General features: G+C 58.6%; 14 protein-coding genes. All 14 read right to left on the reverse strand.

All coding sequences use genetic code 11. The annotated features are described in order from the left end of the window. Positions 1 to 73 precede the first annotated feature (73 nt). The 14 genes from recJ to ffh all read right to left on the reverse strand — a co-directional run bounded on the left by recJ (position 74) and on the right by ffh (position 13,457). The gene (recJ, locus tag AC4LE2_RS15680; RefSeq protein WP_491826636.1) at positions 74 to 1,783 is read right to left on the reverse strand and encodes a single-stranded-DNA-specific exonuclease RecJ; all 1,710 of its coding nucleotides are present in this window, start codon (positions 1,781 to 1,783) and stop codon (positions 74 to 76) included. Positions 1,784 to 1,848: 65 nt separating this feature from the next. After that, positions 1,849 to 2,391 carry a YaeQ family protein gene (locus AC4LE2_RS15685; RefSeq protein ID WP_491826637.1) on the reverse strand — a complete coding sequence of 181 codons (543 nt, stop codon included), beginning with the start codon at positions 2,389 to 2,391 and terminating at the stop codon, positions 1,849 to 1,851. A 210-nt stretch (positions 2,392 to 2,601) separates the two neighbouring features. Then, on the reverse strand, positions 2,602 to 2,883 hold the full coding sequence (locus tag AC4LE2_RS15690; protein ID WP_491826638.1) for a DUF3509 domain-containing protein: 282 nt from the start codon (positions 2,881 to 2,883) through the stop codon (positions 2,602 to 2,604). 115 nt (positions 2,884 to 2,998) lie between these two features. Continuing rightward, positions 2,999 to 3,400, reverse strand: a complete 402-nt coding sequence (locus tag AC4LE2_RS15695; RefSeq protein WP_491826639.1) for an ANTAR domain-containing protein — start codon at positions 3,398 to 3,400, stop codon at positions 2,999 to 3,001. Positions 3,401 to 3,561: 161 nt separating this feature from the next. Then, positions 3,562 to 4,971, reverse strand: a complete 1,410-nt coding sequence (thrC, locus tag AC4LE2_RS15700) for a threonine synthase (protein ID WP_491826640.1) — start codon at positions 4,969 to 4,971, stop codon at positions 3,562 to 3,564. A 168-nt stretch (positions 4,972 to 5,139) separates the two neighbouring features. Next, positions 5,140 to 6,444, reverse strand: coding sequence for a homoserine dehydrogenase (locus tag AC4LE2_RS15705; protein ID WP_491826641.1), 1,305 nt, complete (start codon positions 6,442 to 6,444; stop codon positions 5,140 to 5,142). Between the two features lie 84 nt (positions 6,445 to 6,528). After that, positions 6,529 to 7,257, reverse strand: a complete 729-nt coding sequence (locus tag AC4LE2_RS15710; protein ID WP_491826642.1) for a DsbC family protein — start codon at positions 7,255 to 7,257, stop codon at positions 6,529 to 6,531. A 142-nt stretch (positions 7,258 to 7,399) separates the two neighbouring features. Further along, positions 7,400 to 8,296, reverse strand: a complete 897-nt coding sequence (gene xerD, locus AC4LE2_RS15715) for a site-specific tyrosine recombinase XerD (RefSeq protein WP_491826643.1) — start codon at positions 8,294 to 8,296, stop codon at positions 7,400 to 7,402. Between the two features lie 748 nt (positions 8,297 to 9,044). After that, positions 9,045 to 9,581: a hypothetical protein gene (locus tag AC4LE2_RS15720; protein ID WP_491826644.1), complete on the reverse strand. Its 537-nt coding sequence runs from the start codon at positions 9,579 to 9,581 to the stop codon at positions 9,045 to 9,047. Between the two features lie 395 nt (positions 9,582 to 9,976). Further along, the gene (gene rplS / locus AC4LE2_RS15725; RefSeq protein WP_168084395.1) at positions 9,977 to 10,327 is read right to left on the reverse strand and encodes a 50S ribosomal protein L19; all 351 of its coding nucleotides are present in this window, start codon (positions 10,325 to 10,327) and stop codon (positions 9,977 to 9,979) included. A gap of 42 nt (positions 10,328 to 10,369) precedes the next feature. Beyond that, entirely contained in the window at positions 10,370 to 11,122 is a 753-nt protein-coding gene (gene trmD, locus AC4LE2_RS15730) for a tRNA (guanosine(37)-N1)-methyltransferase TrmD (RefSeq protein WP_491826645.1), read from the reverse strand. Positions 11,123 to 11,125: 3 nt separating this feature from the next. Then, a complete protein-coding gene (rimM, locus tag AC4LE2_RS15735; RefSeq protein ID WP_491826646.1) occupies positions 11,126 to 11,662 on the reverse strand; it encodes a ribosome maturation factor RimM in 537 nt (178 codons plus the stop codon). Between the two features lie 5 nt (positions 11,663 to 11,667). Continuing rightward, a complete protein-coding gene (gene rpsP, locus AC4LE2_RS15740) occupies positions 11,668 to 11,919 on the reverse strand; it encodes a 30S ribosomal protein S16 (RefSeq protein WP_491826647.1) in 252 nt (83 codons plus the stop codon). Between the two features lie 164 nt (positions 11,920 to 12,083). Continuing rightward, a complete protein-coding gene (gene ffh / locus AC4LE2_RS15745) occupies positions 12,084 to 13,457 on the reverse strand; it encodes a signal recognition particle protein (RefSeq protein WP_491826648.1) in 1,374 nt (457 codons plus the stop codon). Positions 13,458 to 13,613: the final 156 nt, after the last annotated feature.

Here is a 13,613-nt window from a genome sequence, read left to right on the forward strand (position 1 = left end):
GCAAGGCGATCTACAGAGTGCAGTAGACCGCCGACCCAGGCCCCAGATTCCACCGGAGTGCTCCAGGGTGCCGCTAGCGTGGCTGTATGTGAGCGATCATCAGCTGTACGCTTTCGACCCCACGGTATTCGTTCACGTCCAGCTTGTAGGCTAGCTCTACCCAGCGGGCGCCAGGGTTGGGCCACAGCTCGCGGTCCACACCGAAGGCAATGCCATCCAGGCGCAGGCTGCCGCATTCACTTTTGAGCACGACTTTAAGGTGGCGCTCGCCTACTACGCGCTGTTCGACCAGCTCGAACACGCCGTGAAACAACGGCTCGGGAAAGTGCTGCCCCCACGGGCCGGCATTGCGCAGCGCCTTGGCCAGTTCCAGGTGAAACTCTTCTACGGCCAGCGTACCGTCCGACAGCAGGCGGCCCGTCAGGTCGTCCTCGCCCAAGTGCTCGCGCACCTGCACATCGAAGGCCTCGGCGAACGCTTGAAAATGTTCTGCCGGCAACGACAGGCCGGCGGCCATGGCATGCCCACCGAACTTGGTGATCAAGTGAGGGTGGTGCGCGGCTACAGCATCCAGGGCATCGCGGATATGAAAGCCGGGCACCGAACGAGCCGACCCTTTCAGTACCCCTTCGCCGGCGTCGGCGAACGCAATGGTAGGCCGGTGGTAACGCTCTTTGAGCCGCGAGGCAAGAATACCGATCACGCCCTGGTGCCAGTCCGGCTCGAAGACGCACAGCCCAAATGGCATCGCCTCGGCAGGAAGGTCTTTAAGTTGGGCCAGGGCTTCGCGCTGCATGCCCTGCTCTACCGATTTTCGATCCTGGTTGAGGCCATCCAGTTCGGCGGCCATGTCGCGGGCCATGGCAAGGTCTTCGCTGAGCAGGCACTCGATGCCCAGGCTCATGTCATCCATACGCCCCGCCGCATTGAGCCGAGGGCCCAGGATAAAGCCTAGGTCGGTGGAGGTCAGGCGCCGATGATCGCGGCGGGCCACTTCGAGCAGGGCCATGATCCCTGGCCTGGCGCGGCCCGCACGAATACGCTCCAGGCCCTGGTGAACGAGGATACGGTTGTTGGCATCCAGGGGCACCACGTCTGCCACGCTGCCCAGCGCGACGAGGTCCAGCAGCTCGCCGATGTTGGGCTGCGGGGCCTGGGCATAGCGGCCGAGGGCGCGCAGGCGGGCGCGCAAAGCCATCAACACGTAGAAGATGACCCCGACGCCCGCCAATGCCTTGCTGGGAAACTCACAACCTGGCTGGTTCGGATTGACAATGGCATCGGCAGTCGGCAACTGCGCGCCCGGTAGGTGGTGGTCGGTGATCAGCACCTTGAGGCCAGCGCTGCGCGCAGCGTCCACCCCCTCCACGCTGGAAATGCCGTTGTCTACGGTAACGAGCAGGTCTGGTTGCCGCTCCAGCGCCACGGCAACGATTTCAGGGGTGAGGCCATAGCCATAGGTAAAGCGGTTGGGCACCAGGTAACTCACCTCGGCCGCGCCCAACAGGCGCAAGCCCAATACCGCTACGGTACTTGCGGTGGCGCCGTCGGCGTCAAAATCCCCTACCACGAGAATCCGCTGGCGGCCATCAATGGCTGCTACCAGTAACTCCACTGCGGCGTCCATGCCCTTGAGTTGCTGATAGGGAATCAGCCGCGCCAGGCCCTTGTCGAGTTCGGAAGGGGCCTGCACTCCCCTGGCGGCATACAACCGGGTAAGCAAGGGCGGCAGATCGCCCAAAAAAGGCAGTTCGGCGGGGAGTTGGCGGGGCTCGATACGCATGTACGGCGGTCGTCTCAGGTCAATCGTGGGAAGAGAGGGGGCAGTGCGGTGGGCGTCACCATGCCCTAGCCCCGCTCCCCCAGCAACCACTCAAGTTGCACTTCGTGCTGGCCCCGATCATCGGTTACGAACAGGGTACCTTCGCTGATCATCACGTCCCACTTGATTACCCGTGGCATGTCGGTGGCCAACACGTCCAACACCTCTTGGGGCACTGCAGCGATGTTCACGTTGCGCAGCGGCTTGGCGGCGTCTACCACCTTGCCCTGCCACACCCGCAGGCTGCCGTACGCCAGCAAGCTGGTGCGCTCGGTGCGCCGGGAACACCACGTCAGGCGCTCCAGGTCGGGCTGGCCCACTTCGATCCAGTGCAGCACGCGGTCATCCAGGCTTTTTTCCCACAACGCGGGCTCGTCGACATCCGACAGGCCTCGACCGAAGCTCAGCTGCTCGTTGTACCAGAGCGCATAGGCCAGCAAGCGCACGGTCATGCGTTCTTCGGTTTCCGAGGGGTGGCGGGCAATGGTTTGCTTGACGCTTTCGTACACGCCCCGATCCAGGTCGGTGAGGTTGAGTTCGAACTTGTACGTGGTAGAAGGCTGGGCCATGTGGGGCTCGGGTAACGAGGGGGGCGCCAGTTTACCCGATGCAGGCCGATGGTAACCATGCGGGCAAAAGAAACCCCGGCTGGTGGGGAGGCCGGCCGGGGCAAACATGACCCATTCGGGTCACCGGACGACTGAGCGGCACCGGAGCACAATGCCGTTCAAGCGTCCATGTAAATTAAGAGAGCAGGTGATGATGAAGGTTCCCGATGTTTAACGCATCTGAACCGCAAACTGATTACTGGCGCGCAAGGCGGCGATCATGCTGGGCTCCAGACGCCCTTCGGCGATCATCAGGTCCCGGTGCAGGCCGTCCACCACATCGGTGAGCGCACGGGTGTCTGCCAATTGGGACTCCAGTACATCACGGTGCAGGACAACAGCGCCGGTTTGATTGACGACCGTGAGCCGCAGCCGCCCGTGGAGATCCGACGGGGCCAGGCTGACGCAATACGGTGCCAGTGCTTCACTTAGCAACAAGCTGGTGTTTTCCATCTCGATCACCCTTATTGACCCGGAATTCATTTCAGTGCCAGTAAATGACCCCATGGGTGCGACAAAAGTTCGCGGGTAGCCTGTGGAGAGAAGCGTAACGGCGCTTGCCTGTCACTCAGGCGATGAGCGGCTGGGCACATTGCGCGGTGAAGCGCCGAAGCATGGCGTGCAAGGGGCAAGTGGCCTCGCCCCTGGGCAGCACGCCCAACACCCAAAGCCCCTCTTGCCGGGCCTGCTGCAACGCAGCGGCGGTGATGGCGCAGTCGGTGCTTCCCTGGATGATCAGCGCGCCAGCGCCACCTTGTTGGCCCAAGGCACTGAGCAGGCTGGGGACCGACGAAGCCTGGCTATCAAAAAGGAGGATGTCTACCGGCCCGCGCTGTTCCAGGCTACGGTGAGCCACAGAGCAGCCCTCGGCCACGCGCACGCTGAACACACCACAGGCATTGAGCATCTGGTGCAGGTGCAACAGGCGGGCGGGATGCTGTTCTACCACGAGAACCCTGAGCGAACGCATGGTGGCCTCCAAAAGAACGGAAAAGGGCTACCACCTTAGGGAACGCGTACCGCCAAGAAAATGAGACCGTTCTGAAAGTGTTGTGGGAAAATTCCGAGCCCTCTACGGGAAGACTCGGAATAATTCCTACACCCTGCTCTCTTTCCTACGTCCAACGTCGCTCAGAGCGGCTTGCCGCGGTTGCCGTGGGCCCCGACGAAGGCCTGTACCGCTATCAGGTCGTTTGGCAGTACGGTGCAGCGCTCTTCCCGCTCGAACAAGTCTTTCATGTGCTCTGGCAGGTGCAGCGCCTTGCCCACGCCAGCCTGTTCCACTGCGTCCGGGAATTTTACCGGGTGAGCGGTGCCCAGCACGATCATTGGCGTGTCCAGGCTACGACGACACTCCCGCGCAGCCCGCACACCAATAGCAGTGTGTGGGTCGAGCACTTCGCCGGTCTCGGCAAAGACCTGGGCAATGGTGCTACAGGTGTCCTCGTCGCTCACGGCCAGGGAGTCGAACAACCGGCGCGCCTCGGTCCAGCGCTCTTCTTCGACGCTGAACCCGCCACCGAGCTTGAAGCTGGACATCAACTGCGCGATGGCCATGCCATTGCGCCCGTGCAGGTCGAACAGTAGCCGCTCGAAGTTGGACGACACCATGATGTCCATGGACGGGGATAGCGTGGCGTACAGGGCGTCCTTCACGTATTGGTTGCCGCTCATGAAGCGGTGAAGGATGTCGTTGCGGTTGGTGGCCACGATCAGCTGGCTGATGGGCAAGCCCATGTTGCGTGCCAGGTAGCCGGCAAAGATATCGCCGAAGTTACCGGTAGGCACTGAGAACGCCATGGAGCGTGCCGGGCCGCCCAGCTGCAAGGCAGCGTAGAAGTAGTACACGATCTGGGCCATGATCCTCGCCCAGTTGATGGAGTTAACAGCCACCAGGCGGGTGCCCTTGAGGAAGCTTTGATCGGCGAAGCTGGCCTTGACCATCTCCTGGCAGTCATCGAAGTTACCCTCGATGGCCAGGTTGTGGATGTTGTCGCCAAACAGCGTGGTCATTTGCCGGCGCTGCACGGCAGAGACCCGCTGGTGTGGGTGCAGAATGAAGATGTCCACGTTTTCGCAGTGTTTGCAGCCTTCGATGGCGGCCGAACCGGTGTCGCCACTGGTTGCCCCCATGATGACCACCCGCTCACCCCGCCTGGCCAGCACGTGGTCCAGCAACCGCCCCAACAGTTGTAGGGCAAAGTCCTTGAACGCCAGGGTGGGGCCGTGGAACAGCTCCAGTATCCACTCGTTGCCCTTGAGCTGACGCAAGGGCGCTATCGCGGCGTGCGAGAAGGTTGCGTAGGTCTCTTCAAGGATACGCTTGAAGTCTGCATCGGCAATGCTGCCCGCCACGAACGGGCGCATGACCCGGAACGCTAGCTCGTGATACGGCAGGCCGGCCCAGGAGGCGATTTCTTCCTGCGTGAAACGGGGCAGGTTTTCCGGAACGTACAGGCCGCCATCGCTGGCAAGGCCGGTGAGCAACACGTCTTCAAAATTAAGCGCGGGGGCCTGGCCACGGGTACTGATGTAACGCATGAGTGCAAACCTTTGGTTTGAGCGGCTGGCTACACGCCGGAGCAGTAGGGTTTGGGGCGAAGGCACCCCACTGCTGTGCCGCGGATGTTATCGATTCATGTCTGTGCAGCCAGCGAGCCATCCGCCAGGCCTGCGTGCGTAACCGCCCGAAAGCGGCTCGCGGGGTGCTTATGAAAGGTGCTCTACCCGGATTCGAACCACGCTGCCTACTACATCGTCCAGCGCTTCCAAGGCTGTGATTGCGTCGTCGATGCGGTGCTCCACCACGCGGTGCGTCAGCAAAATCATTGGCACCAGGCCGTCGTGCTCCTCGGCCTCTTTCTGCATGATGGACTCAATGTTAATGCCACGCGCGGACAGAATGCTTGCGACTTGGGCCAGCACACCGGGGTGGTCCTTGGCCTGAATACGCAGGTAGTACGCACTCTCACAGGCGCTTATGGGCAAAATGGGGTGCGCCGACAGGGCATCAGGCTGGAACGCCAGGTGCGGCACGCGGTTCTCCGGGTCTGACGTCATGGCACGCACCACGTCTATGACGTCTGCTACGACGGAGGACGCGGTAGGCTCCATGCCAGCGCCAGCACCATAGAACAGCGTAGACCCTACCGCGTCACCGTTGACCATCACCGCGTTCATCACGCCGTTGACGTTGGCGATCAGGCGGTCGGCCGGGATGAGTGTGGGGTGCACGCGCAACTCGATCCCATTGGCGGTGCTGCGCGCCACACCCAAGTGTTTGATGCGGTAGCCTAACGCCTCGGCATAATTAACGTCTGCCGTGGTCAGCCGGGAGATGCCTTCGGTGTAGGCCTTATCGAACTGCAGCGGGATACCAAAGGCAATGGAGGCCAGGATGGTGAGCTTGTGGGCGGCATCGATGCCTTCGACGTCGAAGGTAGGGTCTGCCTCGGCATACCCCAGCGCCTGAGCTTCGGCCAGCACGTCGGGGAAGGCACGGCCCTTCTCGCGCATTTCGGTGAGGATGAAGTTGCCGGTGCCGTTGATAATGCCCGCGACCCAGTTGATACGGTTGGCCGACAGGCCTTCACGGATGGCCTTGATAACAGGAATACCGCCTGCGACGGCAGCCTCGAAGGCAACGATGACGCCCTTCTCCTGCGCCTTGGCGAAAATTTCGTTGCCATGCACCGCGATCAGCGCCTTGTTGGCGGTGACCACGTGCTTGCCATTGTCGATGGCCTTGAGTACCAACTCACGGGCAATGGTGTAGCCCCCGATCAATTCGATCACGATGTCGATGTCGGGGTTGGCGACCACTTCGAACACATCCTGGGTAATGGGTGTACCGGTAATCTGGCAATGGGGGTTAGGCGAACGCATGGCGATCTGAGCCACTTCGATTCCACGCCCGGCACGGCGGGCAATCTCCTCGGCGTTGCGCTGAAGTACGTTGTAGGTGCCGCCACCGACGGTACCTAACCCACAGATGCCTACTTTGACCGGTTTCACTCTTTACTCCCCATGAAACGGCCTGCGCTCCCGCAGGCCGCGAATAGCACCGCGATCACCGCGGCGCGTGTTAGGTACGCCCTGTCACTTGGCCGAAAGGGCCAACTCAGCGACTTGTGCGGCTGGCTGATAGCCTGGAATCACCTGACCATCCTGCAACACGATGGCCGGTGTGCCACTTACGCCAATGCTCTGGCCAAGGGCAAACTGCTCGCTCACAGGGTTGGCACACGCGGCGGCGGCAACCTTATCACCCTCGATCAGCTTGCCCAGCGCCGCTTTCGGGTCGGCGGAGCACCAGGCGGCCTGCAATTGCTTGTCACCCTCCGACCCCAGGCCTTGACGCGGGAAGGCCAGGTAGCGCACTTCGATGCCACGGCGGTTCAGCTCCGGGACTTCGGCGTGAAGCTTTTGACAGTAAGGGCAAGTGGTATCGGTAAAGACCGTGATATGCGCCTTCACCTCACCCTGGGCCGGGAACACAATGGTTTCCCCACGCGGGATAGCATTGATGGTCTTGGCGATGGCAGCCCGCTCGGTTCTTTCAGTGAGGTTCACCGGTTTGCCGTTCTGCATCTGATACAGGTAGCCCTGCATCACGAACTGCCCATCGGGGCTGGCATAGAGTACGCGGCCGCCTTTGAGGTGGACTTCGTACAGCCCGTTGAGCGGGCTGCTGGACACTGACTGGATAGGCACATCGAGCTTAAGGGTATCGAGGGTTTTACGGATGGCTTGTTCGGCATCATCGGCCAATACAGCAGTACTGGCCAGCGCCAACGCGGCAGCGGCGAAAAGGCGTGTCACGCGCATGAAAACTCCTGGGGCAGCGGACGAACGGCCCCAAGCCACGCACCACTACGCGGCGGCCGCCTGAGGCACGACTAGCGGCCAAGACTACCACATAAGGCACGCGGGGCCGACTACGCCGCACTCGCGTAATTGCAGAGCGCGCCTACCCTCGCGGATGATGGCGCGCGTGCAGCTCCTGCAAGCGTGCCTTGGCCACGTGGGTGTAGATCTGGGTGGTAGAAAGGTCGGCATGGCCAAGCAACAGCTGGACCGAGCGTAAGTCTGCGCCATGGTTGAGCAGGTGTGTGGCGAACGCATGACGCAAGGTGTGCGGCGATAGGGTTTTGCTAATGCCCGCCCTCATGGCGTGCTGTTTGATCCGGTGCCAGAAGGTCTGCCGCGTCATTTGTTCGCCGCGCTGGCTGGGGAACACCACATCGCTGGGCCGACCGTTCAACAGGCTGGCACGGCCGTCGCGCAGGTAACGCTCCAGCCAGGTGATCGCCACCTCCCCCATGGGCACCAACCGCTCTTTGTTGCCCTTGCCCATGACACGTACTACGCCTTGGCGCAGGTTGAGCTGATCCAGGGTCAGGCTCACCAGCTCGGTGACGCGCAATCCACAGGCGTACAGCACCTCCAGCATCGCTCGGTCGCGCTGGCCGATGGCTTCGCTCAGATCAGGGGCCGCCAGCAGGGCGTCCACATCGGCCTCGGAGAGGCTTTTGGGCAGGGGCTTGCCCAACTGCGGCAGCTCTACCAACAGGGTGGGGTCTACGGCAATCAGCTCTTCACGCAACAGGTAACGGTAAAAGCCGCGCGTGCCGGACAGAAACCGCGCCGTGGATCGCGGCTTGTACTGGTTGTCCACTCGCCACGCCAGGTAGTCGAGCAGCACGTCCCGCCCTGCGGCGCGCAGCTCTACGTCGCGCTCTACCAACCAGCCGTTGAAGTGCGCCAGGTCGCTACGGTAAGCACTGCGGCTGTTCTCGGACAAGCCTTTTTCAAGCCAGAGGGTGTCGAGGAATTGGTCGATAAGGGCGTGGTCGATGGCAGGCATTTAGAAAAATTCAGAAAAGACTTAGTGATATACGAGGCGAGGCTAAACCTAGAATCAAGAAAAAGCCATAGGCTGCTAATAATGTTCAAGAAGATAATTTTATGCGCGCTTTTCTTAAATTTGACGGCTTGCGGAACCATTCACTCACTAAAAGGTGAAGAAGAGCTGCGACAGGATATGAGAGCCCGAAAAAGCCACTGCTCCTTTCTACCCCATCTGTATAGCGGAGTATCCTACAATTTCTGCATACTAAATTCTGAGCAGTCAAATCCCAAAAGCCGGATTTTGGCATGGATATTTTAATTATCGATACAGCCATGTCAGCTATTGCAGACACGATGATTACACCCTACACCTTTTATATGCAACTTAAGCACGAAAATCTCAAAGTTGATTGAATTGGCAGAGCCCGCAAAAAAACCAAGCCCTGCCACCAGGGCCGGCTAGCCTCTTACGAAGTCAATTACGTCAAATATCGGTATATTCAAAGGCCCATATAGTTTGTTCTTCCGCCGCTTTTTCTGAAAAATACCGAACCGTGCCCATACTGGGCTATATCGAGCCAAGGAAAAATTTCCATTTTCTTGAAGTTGTGCGAATACACCAATTTGACCAGAGGTCTTGGTTTCCCAGACAGGAGTTTCGCCAGCGAAAATAACAAAATTTCCATCTTCTTGCATAACCGCTCGACTTACGCCTTTTCCTGAGGTGTCTGTCAGCCATGTGCCTTGACCGGCAGGATCAATTCCTACAAAAGTCCCGTCAGCATGATACTCAAGCCTTGCTGCGCCCGCGCTGAAGACCTGCCCTGCCCAGGAAGCATTTCAAATGCCCCCATCAAAACTTTACCTACAGGGGAGGTGGAAAACTCCCATAAAGATTTGTTATGCGCCCATACCGGTTGCTTATCAATGATGACAATATTTCCGTCATCCTGTAAAGAGAGAAATGCCCTTCGCCTAGCAGACTCATAATCGTTCCCTAGGCTTGAATATCCAACTGTATTCCACAGGTGATTTTTGTGCGGCTGAATCATTCTAAGATAGTAATCCATCTCTACCCGCGCAATACCCCCAAGCTTCTTTATCTTATAAGCATTGCTGTGCACTTGGTTTATGTTAGCCTGCCAAATCGCTGCAGGCCCATCAAACAGCATTAGCCCAGTTTCATCAAAAAGAAGTTTATATTGTTTTGAAGGCGATTCCAGATATTGGCCTACCTGCATAGCCGTCATAGCAGGCAAAATCGAAAGCCCTGACTCAGTCAGGAATTTAATTTCAGACATAGATACTCCTTGACATGTTTTTACAACAGAACGGAGTCATCATTTAAGCACACAAGAAAATCACACAACTAAAGATATCAAACCAAATATTTCCTAATTACACAGAAAAACTAAAGAAATTCAATTACATTGGAACTCTGAAATAACTCCAAAACCAAATACTACAGTCTAAATTATTTACATCCATAATATCAGGTTTATTATTTTTTTTAAGCACCAGACCATATAAACTAACAGTTTATCGCCTTAAAAGCGCTAACATCCTAACAAGACTTAAAAATTAGTAACAAAACTAAACTAATAATTCGCCCCTACTGAATGAAAGGCATAGCTAATAAACACAAAACCCCGGCACAAGGGCCGGGGTTTTGGGGGAGCCTAGGCTCAGGCTGCAATCAAGACAGCTTTTCCTTGATGCGAGCTGCTTTACCAGACAGTTCACGCAGGTAGTACAGCTTGGCTTTACGCACGTCACCACGACGTTTCACGGCCAGGCTGTCGATCTGTGGGCTGTAGGTCTGGAAGGTACGCTCTACGCCAACACCGTTGGAGATCTTACGCACGGTGAATGCGCTGTTCACGCCACGGTTACGCTTGCCGATGACAACACCCTCGAAGGCCTGCAGACGAGTACGCTCGCCTTCCTTAACCTTCACCTGAACGACAACGGTGTCGCCGGGTGCGAAGGTTGGGATTTCCTTGGTCATCTGCTCAGCTTCGAGCTGAAGAATAATCTTGTTCGTCATGCGTGTGCTCCTAAGGCAAAGGTTTGGTTTGCCATCGATACGTTAACTATCGTTCCGCTCACGGAGATACTCCGTTAGCAGCTTCTGCTCTTCTCCAGAAAGTGAGCGACTTTCCAGAAGATCGGCACGTCGTTCGTAGGTCCGCCCAAGGGACTGCTGCAAACGCCAGCGCCGGATATGTGCATGGTTGCCGCTAAGCAACACGTCGGGTACACGCCGTTCCGCATACACCTCAGGTCGGGTGTAGTGCGGGCAATCGAGCAAGCCATCCGTGAAGGAATCCTCCTCCGCGGAGCCTGCATGCCCTAAAGCTCCAGGCAGCAAACGGGTAACCGCATCAATCAGCACCATGGCCGGCAACTCGCCACCGGACAACACGTAATCGCCAACCGACCACTCTTCATCTACCTGCGCTTCAATGAAACGCTCGTCGATGCCTTCATACCGACCGGCGATGAGAATCAGAGACTCTGCCTTCGCCAGCTCTTTCACCGCCGCCTGATTCAGGCGCTGGCCTTGTGGCGATAGGTAAATCACCTTCGCCGTGCCTCCGGTTGCCAGCCTGGCATCTGCCAGGGCGTCTTCCAATGGCTTGATCTTCATGACCATTCCTGGCCCACCGCCAAAGGGCCGGTCATCCACTGTGTGGTGACGGTCCGTGGTGTAGGCCCGCGGATTCCAGCAGGTGAGGTTTAACAACCCCTGCTTTACCGCGCGACTGGTAATGCCGTACTCGCTGATGGCCGAAAACATCTCGGGAAACAGGGTGATGACGTCTATGCGCAGGCTCGCCATGGCCTAGAAATCCGCATCCCATTCGACTCGCATCGTACCGGCGTCCAGGTCGATGGCTTGCACGCAGTCGTCCGTATAGGGCAACAGGCGCTCGCGATCATCTAGGCTACCCGTACAGGGCTTGACCACCATTACATCGTTCGCGCCGGTTTCGAGCAGGTGATCAACCTTGCCCAACACCTGCCCTTCGCCATTGGTGACCTGTAAACCCTCGAGCTGATACCAGTAGTAATCGCCGTCGGTGAGGTCGGGCAGCAGGCTGCGCGCGATGCAGATCTCATAACCGGCAAGGAGGCGAACCTCTTCACGGTCATCAAGACCTTTCAACTTTGCGACCAGCACCTTGTTCTGAGAACGGCCACTGATCATTTCTACCTGCCGGGTTTTACCTTCGTGCCGGAGCAACCAGGTGGAGTACTGCAGCAGGTTGTCGATTGGGTCGGTAAAGGAAAACACCTTCACTTCGCCACGAACGCCGTGTACCGAAACAATCTTGCCGATGACGATGAGGTCATCTGCGGAGTTTGGCGTTGCGTTCATACTGCTCAGGCGGAAACCTTGGCAGCGTCTTTCAGCAGTTGAGCAACGCGCTCAGACGGCTGGGCGCCCTGGGACAGCCAGTAGCTTACGCGCTCCTGGTTGACGGACAGGCGAACTTCGCCACCGTTGGCGATCGGGTTGAAGAAGCCAACACGCTCGTTGAAACGACCATCGCGCGCATTGCGGCTATCGGTCACGGTGAGGTGGTAAAACGGGCGCTTTTTGGAGCCGCCACGGGCAAGACGGATGGTTACCATGTGAACATCGTTCCTGTTGTCGGTGCTGCAAATCTATAAGGCACAGCGGGCACGGGTGCCCGAAAGGCCGCATATTCTCAAGGAATGCAGGGTTTTTTGCAAACCTCTTTTTCCCCCGGCCCGGCTACGCGTCGGAAAGGCCCGCGCCGCCGGGTTGGTGTGCCTCACGGGCGAGGCATACCACCGGGCATCATGCCACCCAGGCCGCGCATCATCTTGGCCATGCCACCTTTGGTGGAGAATTTTTTCATCATCTTCTGCATCTGCTTGTGCTGCTTGATCAAGCGGCCTATGTCCTGCACCTGAGTACCGGAGCCCATGGCGATACGGCGCTTGCGCGACCCACTGATCAAGTCAGGGTCGCGGCGTTCGGCAGGGGTCATGGAGTTGATGATGGCCTCCATTTGCTTGAACTGCTTCTCGGCCGCCCCCTGAGCGTTGCCCATCTGCGACAGGTTCACACCGCCGATGTTGGGGAGCTTTTCCATCAGGCTGCCCAGGCCGCCCATGGTCTTCATTTGCAGCAGCTGGTCGCGGAAGTCTTCGAGGTCGAAGCCTTTGCCTTTCTTGATTTTCTTCGCGAGCTTGTCGGCTTTTTCTCGGTCGAGGGTCTGCTCGGCCTGCTCGATCAGGCTGAGCACATCGCCCATGCCCAGGATGCGCGAAGCGATACGGTCCGGGTGGAAGGGCTCCAGCGCTTCGGTTTTTTCGCCCATACCGATGAACTTGATGGGCTTGCCGGTAATGGACCGCACGGACAGGGCCGCACCACCGCGTGCGTCGCCGTCTACTTTGGTAAGCACCACGCCGGTCAGGGGCAGCGCGTCACCAAAGGCCTTGGCCGTGTTGGCAGCATCCTGGCCGGTCATGGCATCGACCACGAACAGGGTCTCTACCGGCTTGACCGCCGCGTGCAACGCCTGGATCTCTGCCATCATGTCGGCGTCGATGTGCAATCGGCCTGCAGTGTCGAGAATGACCACGTCAATGAACTTGAGCTTGGCTTCGCGGATGGCGGCTTCAGCGATGGCGACAGGCTTCTGGCTGATATCCGACGGGAAGAAGGTCACGCCTACTTCACCGGCCAGGGTTTCGAGCTGCTTGATCGCGGCGGGGCGGTAGACGTCCGCCGATACCACCATTACGGATTTTTTCTTGCGCTCCTTGAGGAAGCGCGCCAGCTTGGCGGCGGTGGTGGTTTTACCCGCACCTTGCAAACCGGCCATCAGTACCACGGCAGGCGGCGCTACGTTAAGCACCAGGTCTTCGTTGGCAGCCCCCATGACCGCTTCGAGTTCGGCGCGCACGATTTTGACGAACGCCTGCCCAGGGGTGAGGCTGCGCGACACTTCGGTGCCGACTGCCCGCTCCTTGATGGCGTTGACGAAGTCTTTGACCACCGGCAGGGCCACGTCAGCCTCAAGCAGGGCCATGCGTACTTCGCGCAGGGTGTCTTTAATGTTGTCTTCGGTCAGCTTTGCCTTGCCGGTGACATGGCGAAGGGTCTGCGACAAACGATCGGAAAGATTTTCAAACATGGGCGATCCTTACAGGCTCCGTCGAACCGAAGTGGCATGCGGCCTGCCGATGTGTTCTGGCCACGGGCAAGGGAGACCGCCGATTATAACGAGAAGTTGCCGGGTCTGACACAGCCCACTGCGTTGTAGCGGCCCTTACCGCAAAAAGCATTTGCC

It is taken from the genome of Pseudomonas sp. 9.3L (assembly GCF_058536285.1).

Excerpts from the sequence above, each read along its gene's own strand:
- rimM (WP_491826646.1), bottom strand. The coding sequence starts at position 11,662 with ATGAACGCAACGCCAAACTCCGCAGATGACCTCATCGTCATCGGCAAG.
- AC4LE2_RS15685 (WP_491826637.1), bottom strand. The coding sequence starts at position 2,391 with ATGGCCCAGCCTTCTACCACGTACAAGTTCGAACTCAACCTCACCGAC.
- recJ (WP_491826636.1), bottom strand. The coding sequence starts at position 1,783 with ATGCGTATCGAGCCCCGCCAACTCCCCGCCGAACTGCCTTTTTTGGGC.
- xerD (WP_491826643.1), bottom strand. The coding sequence starts at position 8,296 with ATGCCTGCCATCGACCACGCCCTTATCGACCAATTCCTCGACACCCTC.
- AC4LE2_RS15690 (WP_491826638.1), bottom strand. The coding sequence starts at position 2,883 with ATGGAAAACACCAGCTTGTTGCTAAGTGAAGCACTGGCACCGTATTGC.
- rplS (WP_168084395.1), bottom strand. The coding sequence starts at position 10,327 with ATGACGAACAAGATTATTCTTCAGCTCGAAGCTGAGCAGATGACCAAG.
- trmD (WP_491826645.1), bottom strand. The coding sequence starts at position 11,122 with ATGGCGAGCCTGCGCATAGACGTCATCACCCTGTTTCCCGAGATGTTT.
- AC4LE2_RS15695 (WP_491826639.1), bottom strand. The coding sequence starts at position 3,400 with ATGCGTTCGCTCAGGGTTCTCGTGGTAGAACAGCATCCCGCCCGCCTG.
- rpsP (WP_491826647.1), bottom strand. The coding sequence starts at position 11,919 with ATGGTAACCATCCGTCTTGCCCGTGGCGGCTCCAAAAAGCGCCCGTTT.
- thrC (WP_491826640.1), bottom strand. The coding sequence starts at position 4,971 with ATGCGTTACATCAGTACCCGTGGCCAGGCCCCCGCGCTTAATTTTGAA.
- AC4LE2_RS15720 (WP_491826644.1), bottom strand. The coding sequence starts at position 9,581 with ATGTCTGAAATTAAATTCCTGACTGAGTCAGGGCTTTCGATTTTGCCT.
- AC4LE2_RS15710 (WP_491826642.1), bottom strand. The coding sequence starts at position 7,257 with ATGCGCGTGACACGCCTTTTCGCCGCTGCCGCGTTGGCGCTGGCCAGT.
- ffh (WP_491826648.1), bottom strand. The coding sequence starts at position 13,457 with ATGTTTGAAAATCTTTCCGATCGTTTGTCGCAGACCCTTCGCCATGTC.